This is a genomic window from Sphingobium sp. SJ10-10 (assembly GCF_036038995.2).
Classification (GTDB): domain Bacteria; phylum Pseudomonadota; class Alphaproteobacteria; order Sphingomonadales; family Sphingomonadaceae; genus Sphingobium.
Genome location: NZ_CP158132.1, coordinates 2,081,215 through 2,099,909 on the forward strand (window position 1 = coordinate 2,081,215; position 18,695 = coordinate 2,099,909).

At 59.9% G+C, this 18,695-nt stretch carries 19 protein-coding genes, 1 tRNA gene and 1 other annotated feature; of the genes, 11 read left to right on the forward strand and 9 right to left on the reverse strand.

Annotated elements, in window-relative coordinates:
* Positions 1-24: 24 nt before the first annotated feature.
* Complete coding sequence (cpdR, locus tag VVT58_RS10115) at positions 25-402, forward strand: cell cycle two-component system response regulator CpdR (protein WP_267250556.1); 378 nt, start codon at positions 25-27, stop codon at positions 400-402.
* Positions 403-409: 7 nt separating this feature from the next.
* On the opposite strand, the gene VVT58_RS10120 is transcribed toward cpdR, so the two are convergent.
* Positions 410-1,744, reverse strand: a complete 1,335-nt coding sequence (locus VVT58_RS10120) for a dicarboxylate/amino acid:cation symporter (RefSeq protein WP_327754463.1) — start codon at positions 1,742-1,744, stop codon at positions 410-412.
* 129 nt (positions 1,745-1,873) lie between these two features.
* Between VVT58_RS10120 and VVT58_RS10125 the strand changes: the two genes are divergently transcribed.
* From VVT58_RS10125 to VVT58_RS10160, 8 genes are all read left to right on the forward strand, one after another.
* A tRNA-Val gene (locus VVT58_RS10125) sits at positions 1,874-1,948 on the forward strand.
* A gap of 492 nt (positions 1,949-2,440) precedes the next feature.
* Complete coding sequence (locus VVT58_RS10130; protein ID WP_327754462.1) at positions 2,441-2,788, forward strand: helix-turn-helix transcriptional regulator; 348 nt, start codon at positions 2,441-2,443, stop codon at positions 2,786-2,788.
* Positions 2,789-4,078, forward strand: a complete 1,290-nt coding sequence (locus tag VVT58_RS10135; protein WP_327754461.1) for a type II toxin-antitoxin system HipA family toxin — start codon at positions 2,789-2,791, stop codon at positions 4,076-4,078. It begins immediately after the preceding gene.
* A 397-nt stretch (positions 4,079-4,475) separates the two neighbouring features.
* Positions 4,476-4,730 (forward strand): type II toxin-antitoxin system ParD family antitoxin, encoded by a 255-nt coding sequence (locus VVT58_RS10140; protein ID WP_327754460.1) that lies wholly within the window; start codon positions 4,476-4,478, stop codon positions 4,728-4,730.
* Positions 4,730-5,026: a type II toxin-antitoxin system RelE/ParE family toxin gene (locus tag VVT58_RS10145; protein ID WP_327754459.1), complete on the forward strand. Its 297-nt coding sequence runs from the start codon at positions 4,730-4,732 to the stop codon at positions 5,024-5,026. Before VVT58_RS10140 ends, VVT58_RS10145 begins: the two co-directional genes overlap by 1 nt.
* 305 nt (positions 5,027-5,331) lie before the next feature.
* Complete coding sequence (locus tag VVT58_RS10150) at positions 5,332-5,817, forward strand: hypothetical protein (RefSeq protein WP_327754458.1); 486 nt, start codon at positions 5,332-5,334, stop codon at positions 5,815-5,817.
* On the forward strand, positions 5,750-6,217 hold the full coding sequence (locus VVT58_RS10155) for a Fic family protein (RefSeq protein ID WP_327754457.1): 468 nt from the start codon (positions 5,750-5,752) through the stop codon (positions 6,215-6,217). Before VVT58_RS10150 ends, VVT58_RS10155 begins: the two co-directional genes overlap by 68 nt.
* Before the next feature lie 59 nt (positions 6,218-6,276).
* Positions 6,277-6,570 carry a hypothetical protein gene (locus tag VVT58_RS10160; RefSeq protein WP_327754456.1) on the forward strand — a complete coding sequence of 98 codons (294 nt, stop codon included), beginning with the start codon at positions 6,277-6,279 and terminating at the stop codon, positions 6,568-6,570.
* 373 nt (positions 6,571-6,943) lie between these two features.
* Here VVT58_RS10160 and VVT58_RS10165 read toward each other — a convergent pair.
* Positions 6,944-8,172, reverse strand: a protein-coding gene (locus VVT58_RS10165) for an IS3 family transposase (RefSeq protein ID WP_327754455.1) whose coding sequence is annotated in 2 segments (ribosomal slippage) — positions 6,944-7,884 and positions 7,884-8,172 — 1,230 coding nt in all. Because the reading frame shifts where the segments join, the coding sequence is not laid out codon by codon here.
* Positions 7,775-7,891 (reverse strand) — a sequence feature (AL1L pseudoknot). Its footprint overlaps the gene before it by 117 nt.
* A 111-nt stretch (positions 8,173-8,283) precedes the next feature.
* Here VVT58_RS10165 and VVT58_RS10170 point away from each other — a divergent pair.
* Entirely contained in the window at positions 8,284-9,669 is a 1,386-nt protein-coding gene (locus VVT58_RS10170) for a Fic family protein (RefSeq protein ID WP_351999966.1), read from the forward strand.
* 86 nt (positions 9,670-9,755) lie between these two features.
* On the opposite strand, the gene VVT58_RS10175 is transcribed toward VVT58_RS10170, so the two are convergent.
* The 3 genes from VVT58_RS10175 to VVT58_RS10185 form a co-directional block, all read right to left on the reverse strand.
* Positions 9,756-11,066 carry a hypothetical protein gene (locus tag VVT58_RS10175; RefSeq protein ID WP_327754453.1) on the reverse strand — a complete coding sequence of 437 codons (1,311 nt, stop codon included), beginning with the start codon at positions 11,064-11,066 and terminating at the stop codon, positions 9,756-9,758.
* 362 nt (positions 11,067-11,428) lie between these two features.
* Positions 11,429-11,719: a hypothetical protein gene (locus tag VVT58_RS10180; RefSeq protein WP_327754452.1), complete on the reverse strand. Its 291-nt coding sequence runs from the start codon at positions 11,717-11,719 to the stop codon at positions 11,429-11,431.
* Positions 11,716-12,369 (reverse strand): hypothetical protein, encoded by a 654-nt coding sequence (locus VVT58_RS10185; RefSeq protein WP_327754451.1) that lies wholly within the window; start codon positions 12,367-12,369, stop codon positions 11,716-11,718. The genes VVT58_RS10180 and VVT58_RS10185 overlap by 4 nt, the downstream gene beginning before the upstream one ends.
* Before the next feature lie 269 nt (positions 12,370-12,638).
* On the opposite strand from VVT58_RS10185, the gene VVT58_RS10190 reads away from it, so the two are divergent.
* Complete coding sequence (locus VVT58_RS10190) at positions 12,639-13,964, forward strand: hypothetical protein (protein WP_327754449.1); 1,326 nt, start codon at positions 12,639-12,641, stop codon at positions 13,962-13,964.
* 390 nt (positions 13,965-14,354) lie between these two features.
* On the opposite strand, the gene VVT58_RS10195 is transcribed toward VVT58_RS10190, so the two are convergent.
* The 4 genes from VVT58_RS10195 to VVT58_RS10210 form a co-directional block, all read right to left on the reverse strand.
* Positions 14,355-14,951, reverse strand: coding sequence for a hypothetical protein (locus VVT58_RS10195; protein ID WP_327754448.1), 597 nt, complete (start codon positions 14,949-14,951; stop codon positions 14,355-14,357).
* Positions 14,948-15,472: a hypothetical protein gene (locus VVT58_RS10200; protein ID WP_327754447.1), complete on the reverse strand. Its 525-nt coding sequence runs from the start codon at positions 15,470-15,472 to the stop codon at positions 14,948-14,950. The genes VVT58_RS10195 and VVT58_RS10200 overlap by 4 nt, the downstream gene beginning before the upstream one ends.
* 207 nt (positions 15,473-15,679) lie before the next feature.
* Entirely contained in the window at positions 15,680-16,213 is a 534-nt protein-coding gene (locus VVT58_RS10205) for a hypothetical protein (RefSeq protein WP_327754446.1), read from the reverse strand.
* 300 nt (positions 16,214-16,513) lie between these two features.
* The gene (locus VVT58_RS10210; RefSeq protein WP_327754445.1) at positions 16,514-18,562 is read right to left on the reverse strand and encodes a MobA/MobL family protein; all 2,049 of its coding nucleotides are present in this window, start codon (positions 18,560-18,562) and stop codon (positions 16,514-16,516) included.
* Positions 18,563-18,695: the final 133 nt, after the last annotated feature.

Consider the following 18,695-nt stretch of genomic DNA (forward strand, 5'->3'; position numbering starts at 1 on the left):
CCTGGGGACGAGACGTACGGGGCAATGGTTCGAATTCTGCTAGCCGAAGATGATGAAAGCATGCGCGCCTATCTGGCTCGCGCCCTGGAGCGTTCGGGCTATGACGTCGTCGCCGTCGCCACGGGTGCGCAGGCGGTGCCCCATATCGACAGCGACCGTTTCGACCTGTTGCTGACCGACATCGTCATGCCGGAAATGGACGGGATCGAGCTCGCCCAACATGCCGCCGCCGTGGCGCCCGACATGCGGATCATGTTCATCACCGGCTTTGCCGCCGTCACGCTGAAGGCGGGCAAGGCGGTGCCGCAGGCAAAGGTTCTGTCCAAGCCCTTCCACCTGCGCGACCTGGTGCTGGAGGTCGAGCGGATGTTCGGCACGGAAAGCCTGACCGGACTCAGTTGAGGGCTGTTCAGCCCGATACGACCTCTTCCATATCAGGCGTGGGAGGCAGCGGCTGCCCGGCCATGGCGGCGGCGAATCGCTCGCGGTCCAGCCCCTTTTCCCATGCAGACACCACGACGGTCGCCACCGCGTTGCCGATGAAATTGGTGAGGCTGCGGCATTCGCTCATGAAACGGTCCACGCCCAAAATCAGCGTCATGCCCGCCACCGGCACCGAGGGCACAATCGAGAGGGTCGCTGCCAAAGTGATGAAGCCCGCCCCCGTCACGCCCGCCGCCCCCTTGCTGGAGAGCATGGCGACCAGCAGCAGCAGCAATTGCTCCTCCAGGCTCAGATGGACATTGGTCGCCTGCGCGATGAACAGCGCCGCCAGCGTCATGTAGATGTTGGTGCCGTCGAGGTTGAAGCTGTAGCCCGTCGGCACCACCAGTCCGACCACCGATTTCCGGCATCCGGCGCGCTCCATTTTCTCGATCAGGCTCGGCAGCGCCGCTTCGGAGGAGGAGGTGCCGAGCACCAACAGCAGTTCCGCCTTCAGATAGCGGATCAGATGCAGGATGTTGAACCCCGCCAGCCGCGCCACCACGCCCAGCACCACCAGCACGAACAGTAGCGAGGTGAGATAGAAGGTCGCCACCAGCCCCGCCAGATTGGCCAGCGCCCCCACGCCATATTTGCCGATGGTGAAGGCCATCGCGCCGAATGCGCCCAAAGGTGCGGCCTTCATCAGGAAGGATACCAGCTTGAAGATGGCATGGCTGGCCGATTCGAGCACGGTCATCAGCGGATCGGCCTTCTCCCCGATCATGGTGAGCGCGATGCCGAACAGGATCGCGACGAACAGCACCTGCAGGATATTATGCCCGTCCGCCACGGCCGAAATCAGCGTGCCGGGGATGATGTCCATCAGGAAGCCGGTCAGCGTCCGGCTGTGCGCCTGCTGCTGATATTCGGCCACCTTGCCGGCATCCAGCGTCGCCGGATCGATATTGAGGCCCGCGCCCGGATGCACGACATTGGCGACGATCAGCCCGACGATCAGCGCCAGAGTGGAAAAGGTCAGGAAATAGGCGAACGCCTTGGCCGCCACCCGGCCGATTGCGCCCAGTTCCTTCATCCCCGCCACGCCGGTCACGATGGTGAGGAAGATGACCGGCGCGATGATCATCTTGACCAGCTTGATGAAGGCTTCACCCAGGGGCTGGAGCGCCACGCCGGTTTCCGGAAAGAAATGCCCGATCCCCACGCCCAGCCCGATGGCGATCAGCACCTGGACGTAGAGCTGGCGATAGAATGGCAGGCGCACGACGGCCTGATCGGACGGCATGGTCGATGGCAACATGGTGGTTGGCGTCCCCTTTTTCGCACCGCAGCATATGGCTTGGCGGGCTGCTGTCCAGAAGAATAGCGGGAGCGCTCAATTTCCCGCTTGCGCTGCCTGCCGCCCCCCGCTATTGGCCCACTCCACCGTGGGCGTGTAGCTCAGTGGTAGAGCACTGTGTTGACATCGCAGGGGTCGCAAGTTCAATCCTTGCCACGCCCACCATGGAAAAGCCCGCTAGGTCAATGACTTGGCGGGCTTTTTCTTTGCTCTTTGCACGGTGGCATGGCCGGGACCTTGCGTGAGGCTTGCGTGAAGGGCCCACCAACCTTCCAACTGAGGTCAGCGCCACCTCCTCATTCCCCTCTCTGATAGTGCTCAGATCGAAGATCGCGCAGCGATTGGAGACATGCCTTGGTGAGACGCAATCTCAAGCTCCAGAAGATCGACGCTTCGGTTGCCCCAGATGGCCTCCGTGCTGTGCCAAGTTACTTCGCCCTCAACCGTGAGGGGTAAACTGCCCGGTGTCCCGCCAGTCATCGCCCCCGTGGTCGTTCTAGGGATCCCGCAACCAAGGCGGCTTGGAGAGGCTCAGAATGGTAGTATGAGCGGAATATCGCACGCCCATTACTATGAAAGCGGAATCCCGCTTGAGCTTTTTGCAATCGACCGGTAACGATATTTCGCACACCAACCTGCAACGAGGCGGAATTCCGCATGAATAAGGACCTATTTTCCGTGTTAGGCGACCAGCTTCGCCACTGGCGTGATCGGCGTTCGATGAGTCAACGTGGTTTGGCCCAGCGGCTTGGTCGCGATCGCGCGCGCATCTCTGAGCTCGAACGCGATCTGAGTGGCAGCCGCTGGGGCCGCGACCGCCTTACCCTCTTCGCTGAGGTCTGCGACGCCCTCGATTTGGTTCCGGTGTTGGTACCACGCGCCCAAGCCAACGCGATTCGTGAGCAGGTCGAAGGCGCGAGCGGCATCGACTTCAACCAGCCGGTGCGGTCTGCCTTCGACGAACTTTTCGTCGATCTCAGTGAGGATGAAGGGGAGGAGCGTTAGATGGCGAAAGCTCCCGCGATCCTCGGCGTTAACCTGCTTGATGCGAAGCTTGGACCAGTCAAAGTGGGAACGCTCGCGCGCGATGCCGATGGCGCGGTCGCTTTTACAGTGTCCGAAGCTTATCTCCGCGATGTGGCACGACCGACACTCAGCCTTGGCTGGTACGATCCGATGTCAGACGTCAGCACCCGCGATCGACTGGCCGCTCGTGGCGACAAGATCGGCCTGCACGGCTCGATCCCGCCCTGGTTTGCCGGGCTGCTTCCCGAAGGCGCGCTTCGCGAGCTGGTGCTGACCGAAATGGGAGCGGGGGATCATGACCAGTTCGATGTGCTCACCCGACTGGGCGCCGACCTTCCCGGCGCCGTGTTCGTAACGGCTGAAACCGATACGCCAACCTCGGCCGGTCCTCTCGATTTGCTGTCGATAAAGGGCTTCCGGGCAGCGGCCCCGAAAGGAGTGGTCAAATTTTCCCTCGCCGGTGTCCAGCTCAAGTTCACTGCCAATGTCGAAGGCGAACGGCTTACGCTCCCTGCCCGAGGCGACACGGGTCGCTGCATCATCAAGGTAGCGAACGATAGCTTTCGGGGGCTTCCCGAAGCCGAGCATGGCGCGATGACTCTCGCGGGCATGATCGGCGTCGAGACAGCGACTTGTCGACTCATGCCGCGTGCCGCCGTCACAGGTGTGCCCGACGAGATGCTCGAGCACGGAGAGCAGATATTGGTTGTCGATCGGTTCGATCGCGCAGCGGACGACACGCGCGTACACATAGAGGATGCCGGGCAGGTCATCGGAGCGGTCGGGGACCGCAAATATACCATGGCGACCACCGAAACGGTCATCAATATGATCAGCCGTTTCAGTACCGACCGGCGCGCCGACATCCTTGAGGCAATCCGCCGGATTGTCGCCGACGTGCTGATCGGCAACGGCGATAATCATCTCAAGAATTGGTCGTTCCGTTTTCCCGAACCGGGGCAGGTCCGCTTGTCGCCAGCCTACGACATTGTTCCCACTGTCCTGTTTCAGCCGCGTGAAACGCTTGCGCTACCATTCGTGGGCACCCGCAGTTTCGACACTGTCAACCTCCACCGGTTCGAACGAGTGGCAAGCTTCCTGCGGGTAGACCCCAAGTGGATCGTTCGCGAGGTCAAAACGACGGTTGAACGTGCGTTGGATACTTGGCCGGCCGCGGCTGCCGGACTCCTCGGCGAGCGCTGGTCAGCCACGTTGCTCGCGCGGCTGAGCACGCTGACGCTGGTTCAGGAAGTACGAGGTTCCATTTAGTTCGACAAGGGATGCCTGGCCCCCTCCCCGACGTGCGCGGCAGATCCTGTGCAGCGGGCTTCCCACATTGAGGCTGTTTGCGCGTTCGAACTTCCGCGCAGTGTCCGACATCATATTGCGCCTTTTGTCTGGGATCCGCCTCAATCACACTAAGAATGCCATCATTCGGTCAGTGCCGATGCATCCGCGCGTGATGGACGTGCTCCGCCCCATTTGGGAGGAGCCCGCGGTCGGCACCTCAAATCGGCGTGCTGCGTTGCGTATTCAACCGCGAACGGATGCGCCAGCATGCGGTCGAACGAACCCATGCTTTCCAAAAAAATCGTTCCGGCACCAAGTTTGCCGCCTTTATCAACTATTGATAAAATGTTATAAGTGGCGCAAAGGAGCCATCCATATGATTAGCGCGGACCTCGGACAACAGCTTGAAACCTTCGTCGCCAGTCTAGTCGCGACGGGACGCTACAATTCGAAAAGTGAAGTGCTGCGCGAAGGGGTGCGGCTTATTCAGGACCGGGAAACCCGCCTTGCCGCCCTTGATGCATCGATTGCGCGCGGGCTTGCCGATGCCGATGCTAGCAACACGACGCCGGCGGAAGCCGTGTTCGATCGCCTTGAAGCCAAATATCGCGCCATGGGTACCGGCTCCTGATGATCGTCCATCTTTCGGCCGAAGCCGAACATGATCTTGAGACGATCGGCGACTATATCGCGCGAGACAATTCAACACGGGCGATCAGCTTCCTGCGTGAGTTGCGCGAGAAATGTCTTGGTCTAGGGGACCTGTCCGAACGCTTCCCGCTTGTGCCGCGCTATGAAGCGATGGGCGTGCGGCGTCGCGGGCATGGCAATTATCTGATCTTCTATCGGGTCGAGGTGGAGAAAGTGGTCATCATCCATATTCTGCATGGTGCCCAGGATTACGGCACAATTCTGTTCCCGTCCTGATTGGCCGCTACCTCCGGCCCTCGCTCTATGCCCTCGCATCCAAACCGCCCTTCAGATGCCGTGGAGCATCGAGGGCGTCGATCCAGCGCCATTCCAGCATCAGCGTCAAGTACATGCACGAGTCCATCAACAAACTGAGTTGAAGCCGAACCAGCAGGTCGGAGGTTTTTTGAGCAAACCCGCCCATAGATTGAACCGACCAAACTATCGGCCAGACGATCGGCCAAAAAAGCTCAACCCCATCTCTCTACTACTCAAAAATCCGCCAATTTCCCTGATTCATTTCGATCGCTAAGATCGGCCAGATGATCGCTGACCAGCCTGATGAAAGTCCGCGCCGGATCGAGCTTGCGCGGATCGATACATTAAGCGGAGACTTGCCCGATCTGATTGCCGAAGTCGCGGCCAGCGCAGAGGGCCTTGGGCGATCGCTTCACCCTAAAACCGCGTCCAATCTCGCCGACCTCGTGCGGTTAATGAATACCTATTACAGCAATCTTATCGAAGGCCACAACACACGTCCACGCGACATCGAACGAGCGCTGGGCGGCGCAAGGGATGAAGGGCAACGTGATCTGCAGCAGGAAGCTGTCGCGCACTATCACTTGCAGGAACATATCGATCGACAAGCGGCAAGCGGCAAGCGGCACCCTCCCCGACCCTGCCGATACGGATTATATCCGCGAACTACACTGGCAATTTTACAGGGATGCATCACCCGAAATGCTGACCGTCCGCAGTGGCGATCGATCCTTCATCATAACGCCCGGAGAATGGCGATCGGGGCCTGACCAAGACGTCGAGATCGGCCGACACCTGCCGCCGATCAGCCGATGCGTGCCCGCGTTCATGGATTATTTTAATCTACGCTTCGCTTTTGAGCCTGCTCCCGAACGCATTCTGCAGGGAGTCGGCGCTGGAAAGGCGAAGCGCGTTCTGGCCATGGCGACCGCGCATCATCGCTTCAACTGGATCCACCCTTTCCCGGATGGCAACGGCCGGGTGAGCCGCCTCATGAGCCACGCCATGGCGCACAAGGCTGGGATTGGCGCCCATGGCCTGTGGTCGATTTCTCGCGGATTGGCACGTGGGCTGGAGCCTGGGCTTGATGGGCGCAGCGAATATAAGGCATATGGCTTGGGCAGACGAGGTCCGGCAGGAGGCGTGACGGTCGCGGACATCTATCGCTGAAGGGATTGGAGCTTTTCGCGACATGGTTCCTTAAAGTATGTCTCGATCAGTTGACATACATGTCGAGCCTGTTCGAACTTGACGTGCTGGCCAAACGACTTGACCGATATGTTGCGCTCAGCCCGACGCTCCCAAAAGAAAGTACCCGCCTTCTACAGGAAGTGCTGATCCGCGGAGAGTTCGACCGCGGAGAGGCAGAACGGATCACCCGGTTACCCGAGCGTTCCGCCCGTCGGATCCTCAAGCAACTTACTGATGAGGGGCTTCTCGCCTCCGAAACACCAAAGGGCCCGGTCTCCCTCCGCTTTCCGAGTGACACCCTGGAGATATTGTTCCCGCGCCTTTACGTCTAAAATCGTTGGGATGCTTTGCAGAATGGATGACCGGCCTTCGACGACGGGCGGATGTGGTTACATTTGATGCACCTGTTCTGAGGCCCGCAGGGTCTTGGATGACTGAGCCTTCATCTGCTCCCCACGCCGCTTGCCGAACGCCGCGATGCCCATCGCTCAACTAATGCAGCCATGGTACATTATAATTCACCCTGAATGGCACATGCTGTTAGTAATCATTCTCGCACAGCGCTAAACATTCTCCCATGAGGGAACGGGCAGCTGATGATCGGGCCATGCTAGGCCATATGTGGCTGCGAGCGACTTTCGCGCCGCAAAGCCCAATGCCTTATACTGAAGCGCCCCGGCTTTTCAGGAGGCAGTTTTCATTGGGCTATGCAGCCATATCGAGGTTCTCGAGGGCTGCATAGTAATTGTCTTCGGCCTCAGCGGGCGGGATGTGCCCGATAGGGCCGAAGAGCCGGTGATTGTTGTACCAATCGACCCAGCGCAGCGTTGCCATTTCCACGGCCGAAACGCTTGGCCATGACCGCTGCCGCCAGATGACCTCGGCCTTGTAAAGGCCGTTGATCGTCTCGGCCAAGGCGTTATCGTAGCTGTCGCCGACGCTGCCAACCGAGGGAACGAGCTTGGCTTCAGCCAAGCGCTGGGTGTAGTTCATGGCAAGGTATTGAACTCCCCTGTCGCTATGGTGGATCAGCCCGTCATCGGGACCTGGCCTGCGGGCATGAATCGCCTGCTCCAGGGCATCCAGAACGAAGCCTGCAGTGGCTGACGTGCTGACCTTCCACCCCACGATCCGTCGGGCAAAAGCGTCAATCACGAAGGCGACGTAGACGAAGCCGGCCCAAGTGTGCACGTAGGTGAAATCGACGACCCACAGAGCGTTGGGTCGGCTGACGCGAAACTCCCGATTGACCTTGTCCAGCGGACACGGCGCCTTCGGGTTGCTGATGGTGGTGATCGTCTTCTTTCCACGCCGGACGCCCGCCAGTCCCATGGCGCGCATCAATCGTTCCACCGTGCATTTCGCCACCATGATGCCGTCACGCCGCATCTGGTGCCAGACCTTGCGTGCGCCATAGAGGCCGAAGCTGGCCTCATGGACCCGCTTGATCTGCTCCCTGATCTCCTCATCGCGCCGGGTACGTGCCGGACGCCTCCCAGGATCGGCACGGCGTGCGGCATGTTCATGGTAGGAGGAAGGGGCGATCGCCAGTTCGCGGCAAATCGGCTCGATCCCCAAATCCTCGCGATGGGCGTCGATAAACGCCATCATCATCTTCCGGGGCGGTCGAGCTCCGCCATCGCAAAATATGCTGATGCCTTGCGCAAAATCTCGTTGGCCCGGCGCAGTTCCTTCACTTCGCGCTCAAGTAACCTCAGCCGTTCCCGGTCATCCGTGGCAAGCGCCGCTGGCCCCGCTCGTCGGCTCGCCTCCTCACGGCACCAGCGGCGCAGCGTCTCCAGCGAGCAGCCGATCTTCGCCGCGATCGACTTCATCACTTCCCATTCCGAGCCATATTCAGCTCGCTGCTCCGCGACCATACGGACCGCGCGCTCCCGGACCTCAGGAGAAAATTTGTTCGTCGTCTTGCTCATCACGGATGCTCCTTCTCACAAGTTGGAGCCTCCTGAAAAGCCGGGGCGCTTCATACCGAAAGCTATCTCGTCGCGGGAGCACGGCGCACCGAAGTGATTGGCAGCCGTATTGTGGAATTCTACCCGCGCTCCTATGCGACTGGTGACGACATCGTCGCCAACCTGCGCTTTGCCCTGCGCTATGAGCCCCTAGATCTGGGAGTGCTGGTCGCAACCTTCTTTGCCATGGACGCCGAGGTCGTCGCGGCATGGGTGCGCACCGAGCCGAGCGGCAGCTACGCGCGGCGCGCCTGGTTCTTCTATGAGTATCTGACCGGCAAACGTCTCGACGTTCCCGATGCCGCGGCCGGCAACTATGTCGAGGCGCTCGATGCGCAGAAGCATGTCGTCGGGGCAAGGCGGAACTCGTCGCGGCATCGCGTTATCGATAATCTGCTCGGCACGCCGGACCTGTGCCCGACGGTGCGCCGCACGGCCAAGCTGGAAGGTCAGATTGGCCTTCATATCGATGCCGAAGCTCGCGCGATCATCGAAGGCTTTGATCAGGCCGTGCTTGCCCGCGCGGTACGGCATCTCTTCACCAAGGAGACGCGCGCATCCTTCGCGATTGAGGGAGAGGCGCCCAGCCCGGATCGGACCGAGCGGTTCGTCGCGGCGCTGCGCTCCGCCTCCCGCTTTGACACGGGCGACAAGGAAGCGATCGTTCGGCTGCAGAATGCGATCGTTGATCGCCGCTATGCTGCGACAGACTGGCGCAGCTTCCAGAATTTTGTCGGCGAGACGACCGTTGATCTGCGCGAGGAGGTGTATTTCATCTGCCCCCGACCTGAAGACGTTCCCTCGTTGATGACGGGCTGGATGGCGCTGACGGAGCGGATGCTCGCCGATGGGATCGAATCCGTCGTTGCGGCGGCGGTCTCCGCATTCGCCTTTGTCTTCATTCACCCGTTCGAGGACGGCAACGGTCGCATCCACCGTTTCATCGTTCATCACGTCCTGAGCAAGACAGGTTTCAGCCCAGACACCATGATCTTTCCGGTGTCGGCCGCCATCGTCCGAGATCAGCGCAGCTATGACGCGGTGCTGGAGAGCTTCTCCACGCCCCTGCTCAGCGCAATAGACTGGGGCTGGACGAGCGAGCGCGAAATCGCTGTCCGCAACGACACCGCGCTGCTCTATCGCTTCTTCGACGCCACCTCTCTCGCCGAATATCTCTATGACCGCGTGGTCGATGCCGTCCGTACGGACCTGCGCGAAGAACTGGGCTTCCAGGCTATGTTTGACCACGCGATGGAAGGGGTCCGCACAATCGTCGATATGCCGGATCGCCGCGCCGCGTTGCTGATCCGCCTGATGCTTCAGAACGGCGGCCGTCTTTCCAAAAGCAAGCGCGGTCAGTTCGAGGAACTAACCGATCCCGAGATTGCCGCGATGGAGCAGGCCGTGCAGGAAGCGGTGGCTGAAGCGCCAAAGGCGATTACCGGCATGAGAAAATAATTAGACATTGGGCAACCGATGCATCGATTACAAAAAGCTGGATTTGGGCACGGGCCCCTCGGCCAGTCTGATTTTACCGGGGCATACTATACCCGTCGCCGACGCCCATCCTCGCCGACTTGCGTGAGGGGTGCGTGCAAGGGATGTTCGCATAAACGTTCCAGTTCCTCCCAGAGGGAAGTGATGCAGGACCGGACGGTGCTGAGATAATCGGGATCGAAGATTGCATAGATCCCGGTGGTCTTTTTCAGCACGCGGTGCCCAAGCGCCATTTCGAGTTCGATCAGGTCGACCCGATTTTTCGTGATGATCGTCGCAACTGAATGCCTGATGAGCTTTGGCCCCCAACCTTTCGGGATCCCCAAGTCCTGCGCCATGGCGCTCCATGCCTTCTTGACCGATGCGACAGGTATCTGCTCAATCCATTCCGTCCCGTCCGAGTCACGTCGGGCGACCTCGCGGCACACAAACTGACCATCAGTAGCCCGGAGCCACTGATCGAGCATTGGTGGGATAGGAAGGACCGCTCGCCTCTTGCGGGTTTGGATCCGGCCTGCCGGATTCAAATCAAAGACCATGGCATCGGCATACCATTGAGACCGGTCGCTCAGCACGGACATGTCCATAATTGCATCAGGTCTTGCCAGCGTAGAGATCGCCCCGATGAGGTACCTCCTGAGCGGAACCAGGCGATCAACATGTCCCGCGTATTTTCCTGCCCCCGTGGCGGTGTAATCCAGCATTTTGGCTAGCATCTCGATCGAAAGCCTAAAGGTGCGCGGAGCAGTCACTTCGTCGCGGGTCAGATGCTTGAGCTGTGGGACCGCTGCCCGTCCCTTCACCGCCGCATAATTCAGCGCCGCCTTGAGCTGAATCACACTTTCTTCGACGGTTGATACGGCCCGGGGCCGGCTCGAAACTGTCCATTCGCCAGAGGGGCCGCGTTTACGCGTCAGGATGGGGTCAGTGACGCCCCAACAGCGGAAACGATCAATGACATCATCGTCGAGATCCATAGGAAGAATGGGATCCCGCATGCGGTCGCTTTCCACCTCATGATCGAGGAATCTCGAAAAGAGCTTCAGTCTCGCGCGGATGGCGTCGGAACTGACGCGCTTACGACCCGTCGTGAGCCAATAGTCTGTCATGGCCTTGCTAACCGTATAAGCCTCTACGGCAGCAGGCGGCGACGGTTTGGTGGCGTCCAGAAAATGCTGGTCGAGCGCCTCGCTGGCTAGCCGAACATCGCTCGTGCCTGTGCTCTTGCGTCGGATCCGACCTGCGTTCTTGTCGTACCAGCAGATGTACAGCTTGGAGCTTGCGAGCTTACCCCCTTTCCCTTTGAGGTGGTCGAGATAATATCCGCCTCTGGCGTAGAGGCCGCCCGGGATCGCCATTGTGCATTTTCCTTTATTACTATGTTCCTAGCTGCTCCCAGCAATTCCAAGACACCGACGAGGGTAAGCACATCGAGATCCGCCGGACTGAGATTGATTCCCTTCTGGCGCTGGACAGCGTTGGTGATTTTTCGATCTAGCTTGATGATATCGGCCCCAGCGCGGGTCACCTCGGGCCGGGCGCCTTCCAAAATCTGTCCATCGAAGAGCGATATCTTTTCTCGCGAGCTGGCATCGGCGATGCCGTGCGACGTGGTGGTGGTGGTGGTGCGTTGCGTCGTGTGCATTTTTCGTGCTGCCCCTCAATATCTGCTGATTTTTTCATGGCGTAAGCTTTACGCTCACCGGGCCGGGCGATTCGGCTAGACAGCTTTGGCGGGGTGCGAACCAGAGCAGATCAGGGCCTGGAGTTCTTCGATATTGTCAGCAAACAACTGCTCGAGTTCGGTCAGCCTGCAATGAACGGCGCCCGCCTGTTCCAGCGTTTCCGCTGTGGCTGCGCCCTTGGTCACTGCTACAAAGGCTGATGTGAGCTGAGCATGCTCCCGCCGGAGAGTGCGCAGCGTTGCTGCGCCAGTAGCGAGCAGCGCCGTGTCCGCGACGTAGAGCTCAGCTGCTCCGGGTGCTTCCTTCTGATGATCTCGCATCTTCATTCACCGGTTTCCGGCAAATCCGGAAGGGATGGCGGCTCATGAAAGCGGGGATTGCCGCCAGCAGCTTTGATCCACTCAAAGGCGTCACCGCGTCGTGCAAACTCAGGCCGATCAATTTGCAGGAGCCGAGCAATTTCTCGGATGATATGTTCCTGTGCAGCCGTCGGCTTGCCGCTACGCCAGCGCTGGGCCGGATCCTTGCCTTTTTTAGAATTGAGAAAAGTCTCGGTCTCGGCGCAATAAAGGTCGGAGAGCCAGTGCCAGCGCCGCCAAGCGCCCCATGCGCGGATCTGCTGGCCTGCCTCGGACGCAAAAAGCTTCTTCAACATACCACTCAGTGGAAGGTTTGGATGCCGCCGCGCAGTGGCAGCGACCAGCAGGACGCCACGGATGCCGAGGCAGTCGAGCCCGGTCAGCGCGACATCATCGAGGTCCAAGCCGCCCCCCGGTTCAAAAGCACTACCGAGCCGATAACAGCGACGATCGCGCTCATGATAGGCGGCCCGCCGGAAGGCCCAAGTCTGCGCCTCCCGAATTTCATCTTCAAGGAGGCTGACCCGTGCCTCCTCGGCGATGCGTACTTCACCGGAGGTTTTGAGGAGCGCGCCCATTTTTTCGCGGAGATCGGCTTTGAAGTCGGCGGTTGTCATGGCCGCATTATCGACGGTTGCTCAGCGCGATTCGGTCAGTCAGCTTTGAAGCTTTCGACAAATTTTCAGTTATTCCAAAAAACCGCTTGATCTAATCTCTACATGGTCCAAGCTTATAGACGTCGAGAGCAAGATATCTCGGCTGATGCGCTTCCCCCCGGTGCATCATTAGACCTCGACTGATGCGCTTCCCCCCAAAGTGTATCGTTTGTTGGCAAAGCACGGCGATCTTTTCGATTTTGAGGACCGTTCATTTTTTGGGGACTATCATGACTAAATACCATCACGACTTCGCAGCTGTCGCTGACGAGATTCTCGCGTTCGAAGTTGGACACAAGATCGCACCTTATACGGCAGAAGCACTGGGCCAGGGTTTCCAAATCCCGGCCTCCGCGCCGAACATTACTGCGGCCGCCAAGGTGCATTTGGTTAGCCAGCGTCACCTCTTCGACTGTCGCCACCTTGGTCGCAGCGCTGCATCTCTCGCGGCGACGCTGACCAAGCGCACCGGTGGAAAGGGTCGCGTCGCTCGGCGCATGCGCGAGATCTTCGATCTCGGCTGCCCGCACGAACTTGCCGTGGATCTCGCGGAGATTGGCAACGCAGACCGTGCATTTCTTCTGCTGGCCATGGAAGGGCGCCTCGCCAGCGCTTCGATCGCGATCCCCACGGCAGGGATCGGCGAACTGTCGGTCGAGGAAGTCCTGGACGTGCTGGAACTGCTCGCCCGCTACCATCTGCTCGCCAATCTCATTCGCGCTGGCGAAGACGGGTTTCGGCGAGTTTTCGAGCCCACAGGACATGATGGCCTCGATCACAACAATTGTAAGATTACGTCAGAGGCATCCGCTGCGCGTTATCTCACCACCGAGGCGAGCCGTGTGCTTTCCGTCTTGGATCTTTACAAGACTGCACAACATCGCGAACTGACTGGAGACGAGCGCCGACAATTGGAGGCTCACCCGGAAGTGGCGACCGCTCGTATGGAAGAGGGACGGATCATCGATGTCCTCGGCGAAGAATATGCAAATATCTATATCGACCTGTTGGCCACGCGTGCACAACCTTGGACGCGGCACATAAAACTCCATGCTGGACAATTGGCGCGGGCCCAGGATGCGTATCGCAGGCCGCTGCACCGTATGCATGGTCCCGACGCGCTGACCATGCTCTGGTTGGCGGTGATCCAAGCTGTAGCGTGGGCCAGCTGTGCTCGCGATCCGGTCGCTCCTCTCCGCCATGCTTTAGAGGCGGCTCGCCAATCCCGGCCCATCCCTCAGCCCAGTTCACACGAACAGGATGTTCGCGATATTCGGTCGCTGTTTTTTCTGCTGCGCAACTATTTCGTCCGCGATCCCCGCTCACCGGCGGCGAATAAATTCAACAAGGGTGTCGGAAAAGGGTTCGACGAGTTGACCGATATGCTCTGGGAGCTTGAGGCTGACAGGCCTGCCGGCGCAGAGCCGTTTTCGCATGCTGCTTCTACTTCAGCGGCGGCTCTGCTGGCGCAAATGAAGGACGACCCGGATCGCCCAGAACATGTCCGCATTCGTGGCGAGATGGCGGGGAGCATCCTCATCCAGCTTAGCGTCTGATCGTCACCCGCGGGGACAGAGTCATTTGTTTCGCATGAGCGCGGATGAAACAATGGCCTGTGAAGCGCAGCCAGTAGGGCGTAGCGGAGCAGGCCATTGCTTTTCAATTCGACGGCGAAGGCCGTTGTCACGTTGTCACTGAGCATCTCCAATATTATCTTTGCGCTACTCATGGAGGCCGCCATCGAGGTGGCAGCACGTGCTGCTCGTGCTCATGGCCGGGCGGGCCCGCTGTCGCCTGAACTGGCAATACCAATTCTAGCGTCGCCGCATCATAGCGGGCGTTTAACCCGCAAATGCCCGATCGGTGATAATGCGGGTTAAGGCGCGACGCCTGAATGCCACTACAGCAAGGCGGCTGACCAACTCTGGCACTACACTGCGCGATAGTTATGTTGGACGTGTCTTCGTTGCCTGAAATGCCATCCAATTGGCAAGTCCATCCTTGAACCCCGAGTCTGAGCAGGTCGCTCTCGCATGAATTCCGAATCCATCGGGGCCTAGGCGCCGTGCGGGCAACAGGATGTGAACATGGCTGGCATTGGCGGATCCGGCGCGGAAAGGCATGTGCAACACCAGCAGGGCAGCGAGCTGCAACTCACACACGAAGTAGCCCATCACCCATTCGCGGACCTGCTCCCAACTAGCGTGGACCGGACGGTCTGTCGGAAGATCGACCGTATATTGCACATAGGCATTGCGTTCGATGAGCGGCTGCGTCGTATCATAGCGCGTAAGCAGAAAGTCGAGGTCCGCATATTCGCCAGCGGCTGTTGCAGGCAGCAACAGGTCATGGCGAGCAGCTGGGTGACCTGCGGGCTGAAGCTTCGCCATGACGGCGGTCTTGATCCCGCATTTCGAGCCATTTTCTTTCCAAAAATACCGGGCGTACCGAAATTCGGGATGATCGCTCGCATCGGCGATATAGCGGGACAGCGCCTCGGGTTCGGGCTTTGCCGCCGCCTTCGTCTTAGTCTTCGTGGTCATGCCCGGACCTCCCTTAGCGCATTCCATGGGCAAATAGCGGCGAGACCTGCTTCGCGCTGCCGGGCGCTGGCAAAGGGTGGATGATCGGTAAGAAGGAGGCCGTATCGACCGGCTCTCAGATAGGGGCTGCCATCATCCACATGCGGAACAAACCAGATCTCTCCGTCAGCGGACCAGCCGTGATAGTGTCTGAGCCAGGAGCTGCGGCTGTGCATGCAGAGGTCGAAGGTCGCCTGGTAAGCGTCGAAACGGAGCAGCAGGATGTCCAAGCTATGCCGCGTGCAGATCTCCTCCGCCAGATCACAGCCGAGCGGGCGGAACTGCGAAGTGCACATGACAAGCAGGTTCCGCTCCATTAGCAGGATTCCTCCTTCCGTGCCGGGAATCCTGTGGTGCGGATGGAAATCGATCAATCCGCCGATCTGATGCGCGACCGCAAACAAGCGGCGGCGCACCGCTTCACGGACGAACGGAAGGGTTGTCGCGTCCCCTGCAGGACGCGACATGATGGGCATGTTCATTTGATGTGTACCTTATTTCAGCAGGGGGCATGGCCGCCGAGCCGGTCCCACGCCCTTCCCCTATTTCATTTCACAGTGCTCAGCTGCCTGAACTTCCTGTCTTTTTAACGCTGCGGCCGACAGGGCCCAGCCGCTGACCATCCAAGCGATCGCAGGCACCCTGCCTCCCGTTGATTGGCAAGCGCCGCGCAAATTCGCAGGCCATGCTCATACTAGGTGTCCTCCGGCTATCGCCTTCCACCGGATACCGCCCACCAGCAGACCGAGATCGCGCGTCTCGAGATCGCTAAAGGGTCGTTGTTCATCCGGAGTCACCCGCTTCAGGCTTAGGTCGAAGCAGGATGGATCCAGATCCCTGTCGGCAGGATCAGGGATCAGCCAAGTTGGACCGTCCACGCCAGCGGCCCAGAGGCGCAGGCCCCGATAGACGTGCGTCTCGCCGGTGCGGCAGAGGATCGCAGACACACGGAAGTCTGATCCGGTTGCCATCCAGGCGGGCTCCACCAGCAGCACGTCCAGCCGCGTCTCGCGTGCCGCCGCAAGAAGCCTGCCGAGCGACACGTTCCGGCGCCAGTGCGCCAGCACAAGGTCAGCCGTCCGACAGTAAAGAAATCCGGCAAGCACCGGCGGCAGCATAATGGGACATGGCTCCGTCTGCCAGCTCGCGACGGTGGCAAGGGCGATCGCGCCCTCCTTCGCCTGCGCTTCGCGTCGGCGGTCTTCTGCGTTGAGGTAGATCATGCAGTTAGTACTCATTAGTCGGCACAGGGTCGGCTGCGATCCCGGTGCTCGGGAGATGTCTTTCACTTTCCAGCGACAGCCACTTCCCTCATCCAAGGTCCAATAAGTCAGTGCTGCTCATCGGGCCGATGGCAGCGAATTTCGACTGTTCATGATGATCGGCGCAAAACGATCGCATTCATGAATCAAGCCGCCTTGAACCGTTCCGTCTGAGCTTCGAAAGTCTTATTCGGTTGGTTCGACCGACTGCGAAGCGGGAGCGTGAACTCGTTCCACGAGACGGCCCTCGCGCATTGTTGGCTATTCTCGCCCTCTCTGCGCGCGTCCCAGTGGCGTCTGCAGGGTGTCATCGCCGAACGTCTTCAAGGCGTAATACGTCTGGAACGGCTGCGCGATCGGCGAGATTAGATCGTTGGTCTCCTGTGCCAAGAGACCCAGCGCGGCTGATCCCATCTTCATGGCGAAGAGTTTGTCCGTAAAGTCAATCAGTACAGGATCGCGGGCCTGCACATGAAGTTTCCCGTTATTGATGAAGAGGGCGAGTCTACCTTCGATGAGAGGCTCCTCCAAAAGTGCAACCAGTGGTCGTAGCGGCGCCCGCTCCGTCTCGCTGACTCGCCCCGCGCCGGCAGCACCACAGATCCGTGCCACGGCGGCTGCGACCTTTTTACCTCGTTGCTCGCGTTTGCGCTTCTCGACCCGCTCCCGTTCTTGCAGCTCAAGAATACGACGCTCCGCCGCTGACCTTTGCGCCTCGACCAACGCAATCACATCAGGATCACGCTGATTACATGCCCAGAACGCCTTGGCGGCCCTCTCGATCAGTGCCTGGTCGGATACATCGGTTTCGATTGCCCGGCCGAAAGGCTCTGGCTGCGTCAGGCGCTTGCGCAGTGCGTCGATCGCGATGGCCCATTCTTCTTCGAACTTCGCCTGGACGCGCTCGTCCATTTGCACCGGACGCAAACGATCGATTACAGCCTTGTCATGGAGATAGCGTGTGGGCAAACCTAGAACGATGCGCCCATCCTGACGCTCGAGCGGCGGCCATCGCATTTCCGCGAGCCGGCCAAGTAATATGTCGAGGTCGGGCGGCACAGGAACGGGTGGTACCTGCTGCGGTGCAATATCGGACATGACCGGCGGTGCTGCCGGAGGTTGCATACGCGCAACCGGCGAAATCGCGCCTGTGGTGCGAACTGTCGTAACAGCTGCGGAAGTGTGAACCTTGACGCGCATGGTTTCGAGTTCGGCGTTGCGGTCAATCTGCGGCGCCACCAGCGCGGCGATTAGTTCCTCCTGTACCCTGCCGATGGCGTTAATCCGTTCCTCGCGATAGGCTTTCTCACCGGCCATCAAGTCTACCCGCTCCTGTCGCCGCTCGCGATGCTTGCGACCAGGTGACGACTTGCTTTCGTTCTTGGGCCGGGTGGGCAGTCCCCGTTCCTGGTTGCTCAGAGCGGTGAAACGACGTTCATGGCAGGCGTCGATCATAGCAGCATTCATCAGCGTCGCGATCTCCAGCCGCGTCGCTTTGATGAACTCTTTGTCGTTGAGGTCGGCCGCCGTGCCGACACCGAAGGCGAAGCCGCCATCGGGCTCCGCCCGAAAGGGCCGTAAGCTCAACATAATGTGCGCATGATTGTTGCGCTGATCCCCGTCCGGGTCAGGCGCGTGCAACACGGCGGCATGCGGCAAGCTCTGGCGCTCGAAAATCGCGCATATATTCGAGAGAAGGGCTTCTCGCTCGGCGGATGTCAGCTCGTTTGGTAGGCTGAGCACGATTGACACATAGACGTTGGCATTTGTGCGACCGTGGCTTTCCAACTCTTCGAGGGCAGCAAAGACGCTGGCGAGCGTGTCCGGGTCGGTGGAAATATTGCTGACCAGGCCCCCGCCGTTGATCTCGCGCGCCTGGTCACGAAGGATATAACGCAGATGCCGGACCGCCTCGCCGCGGCGGTAGCGGTGCGAGCCGTGCTTGCGCCGGTTGCCGAGGCCGCGCGAGGTCCATTTGAAATGGAATGACGATAGCCCGTCGCGGCCGCGATGGGACCGCTTTGCCACGATCAGCCCGGACATGATCTCGATACGCCGACAGCGCCGCCCACCATCGCGGTGTCCACTCAGCGACCGTGGACGGACCTGGATCCAGGTCCGCGTTAGGCCGGCCTCGCGCATCTGGCGGCGAATGGCGGTGCCAACCATGCGCGCATTGCGCTCTGCCTGGAGCCGCTCATATTCGAGCACCGATGTCTTCTTGCGGCTTTGGCGTTCGAGCGCGAGCGCCTCGCGCAAAGCATGCTTATCAGCGGATCTGCCTCCGATCGTCCAAATGTGAACTGTCATCTATCCCACCCCCTTCTCTTGGAAAGTTATGGGCCGCACCGTTCTCCACCCGTGCGGCGGAGGAGAACACGTTATCGCGCGCCCATAACTTTAATTTGTCTTCTCACCCTTCACCGCTCGGATCGGCCGGATC

What these genes read in the sequence shown, in the direction of transcription:
- cpdR (WP_267250556.1), top strand. Translation starts at nt 25, where the DNA reads ATGGTTCGAATTCTGCTAGCCGAAGATGATGAAAGCATGCGCGCCTAT.
- VVT58_RS10120 (WP_327754463.1), bottom strand. Translation starts at nt 1,744, where the DNA reads ATGTTGCCATCGACCATGCCGTCCGATCAGGCCGTCGTGCGCCTGCCA.
- VVT58_RS10130 (WP_327754462.1), top strand. Translation starts at nt 2,441, where the DNA reads ATGAATAAGGACCTATTTTCCGTGTTAGGCGACCAGCTTCGCCACTGG.
- VVT58_RS10135 (WP_327754461.1), top strand. Translation starts at nt 2,789, where the DNA reads ATGGCGAAAGCTCCCGCGATCCTCGGCGTTAACCTGCTTGATGCGAAG.
- VVT58_RS10140 (WP_327754460.1), top strand. Translation starts at nt 4,476, where the DNA reads ATGATTAGCGCGGACCTCGGACAACAGCTTGAAACCTTCGTCGCCAGT.
- VVT58_RS10145 (WP_327754459.1), top strand. Translation starts at nt 4,730, where the DNA reads ATGATCGTCCATCTTTCGGCCGAAGCCGAACATGATCTTGAGACGATC.
- VVT58_RS10150 (WP_327754458.1), top strand. Translation starts at nt 5,332, where the DNA reads ATGATCGCTGACCAGCCTGATGAAAGTCCGCGCCGGATCGAGCTTGCG.
- VVT58_RS10155 (WP_327754457.1), top strand. Translation starts at nt 5,750, where the DNA reads ATGCTGACCGTCCGCAGTGGCGATCGATCCTTCATCATAACGCCCGGA.
- VVT58_RS10160 (WP_327754456.1), top strand. Translation starts at nt 6,277, where the DNA reads ATGTCGAGCCTGTTCGAACTTGACGTGCTGGCCAAACGACTTGACCGA.
- VVT58_RS10175 (WP_327754453.1), bottom strand. Translation starts at nt 11,066, where the DNA reads ATGGCGATCCCGGGCGGCCTCTACGCCAGAGGCGGATATTATCTCGAC.
- VVT58_RS10180 (WP_327754452.1), bottom strand. Translation starts at nt 11,719, where the DNA reads ATGAAGATGCGAGATCATCAGAAGGAAGCACCCGGAGCAGCTGAGCTC.
- VVT58_RS10185 (WP_327754451.1), bottom strand. Translation starts at nt 12,369, where the DNA reads ATGACAACCGCCGACTTCAAAGCCGATCTCCGCGAAAAAATGGGCGCG.
- VVT58_RS10190 (WP_327754449.1), top strand. Translation starts at nt 12,639, where the DNA reads ATGACTAAATACCATCACGACTTCGCAGCTGTCGCTGACGAGATTCTC.
- VVT58_RS10195 (WP_327754448.1), bottom strand. Translation starts at nt 14,951, where the DNA reads ATGACCACGAAGACTAAGACGAAGGCGGCGGCAAAGCCCGAACCCGAG.
- VVT58_RS10200 (WP_327754447.1), bottom strand. Translation starts at nt 15,472, where the DNA reads ATGAACATGCCCATCATGTCGCGTCCTGCAGGGGACGCGACAACCCTT.
- VVT58_RS10205 (WP_327754446.1), bottom strand. Translation starts at nt 16,213, where the DNA reads ATGATCTACCTCAACGCAGAAGACCGCCGACGCGAAGCGCAGGCGAAG.
- VVT58_RS10210 (WP_327754445.1), bottom strand. Translation starts at nt 18,562, where the DNA reads ATGACAGTTCACATTTGGACGATCGGAGGCAGATCCGCTGATAAGCAT.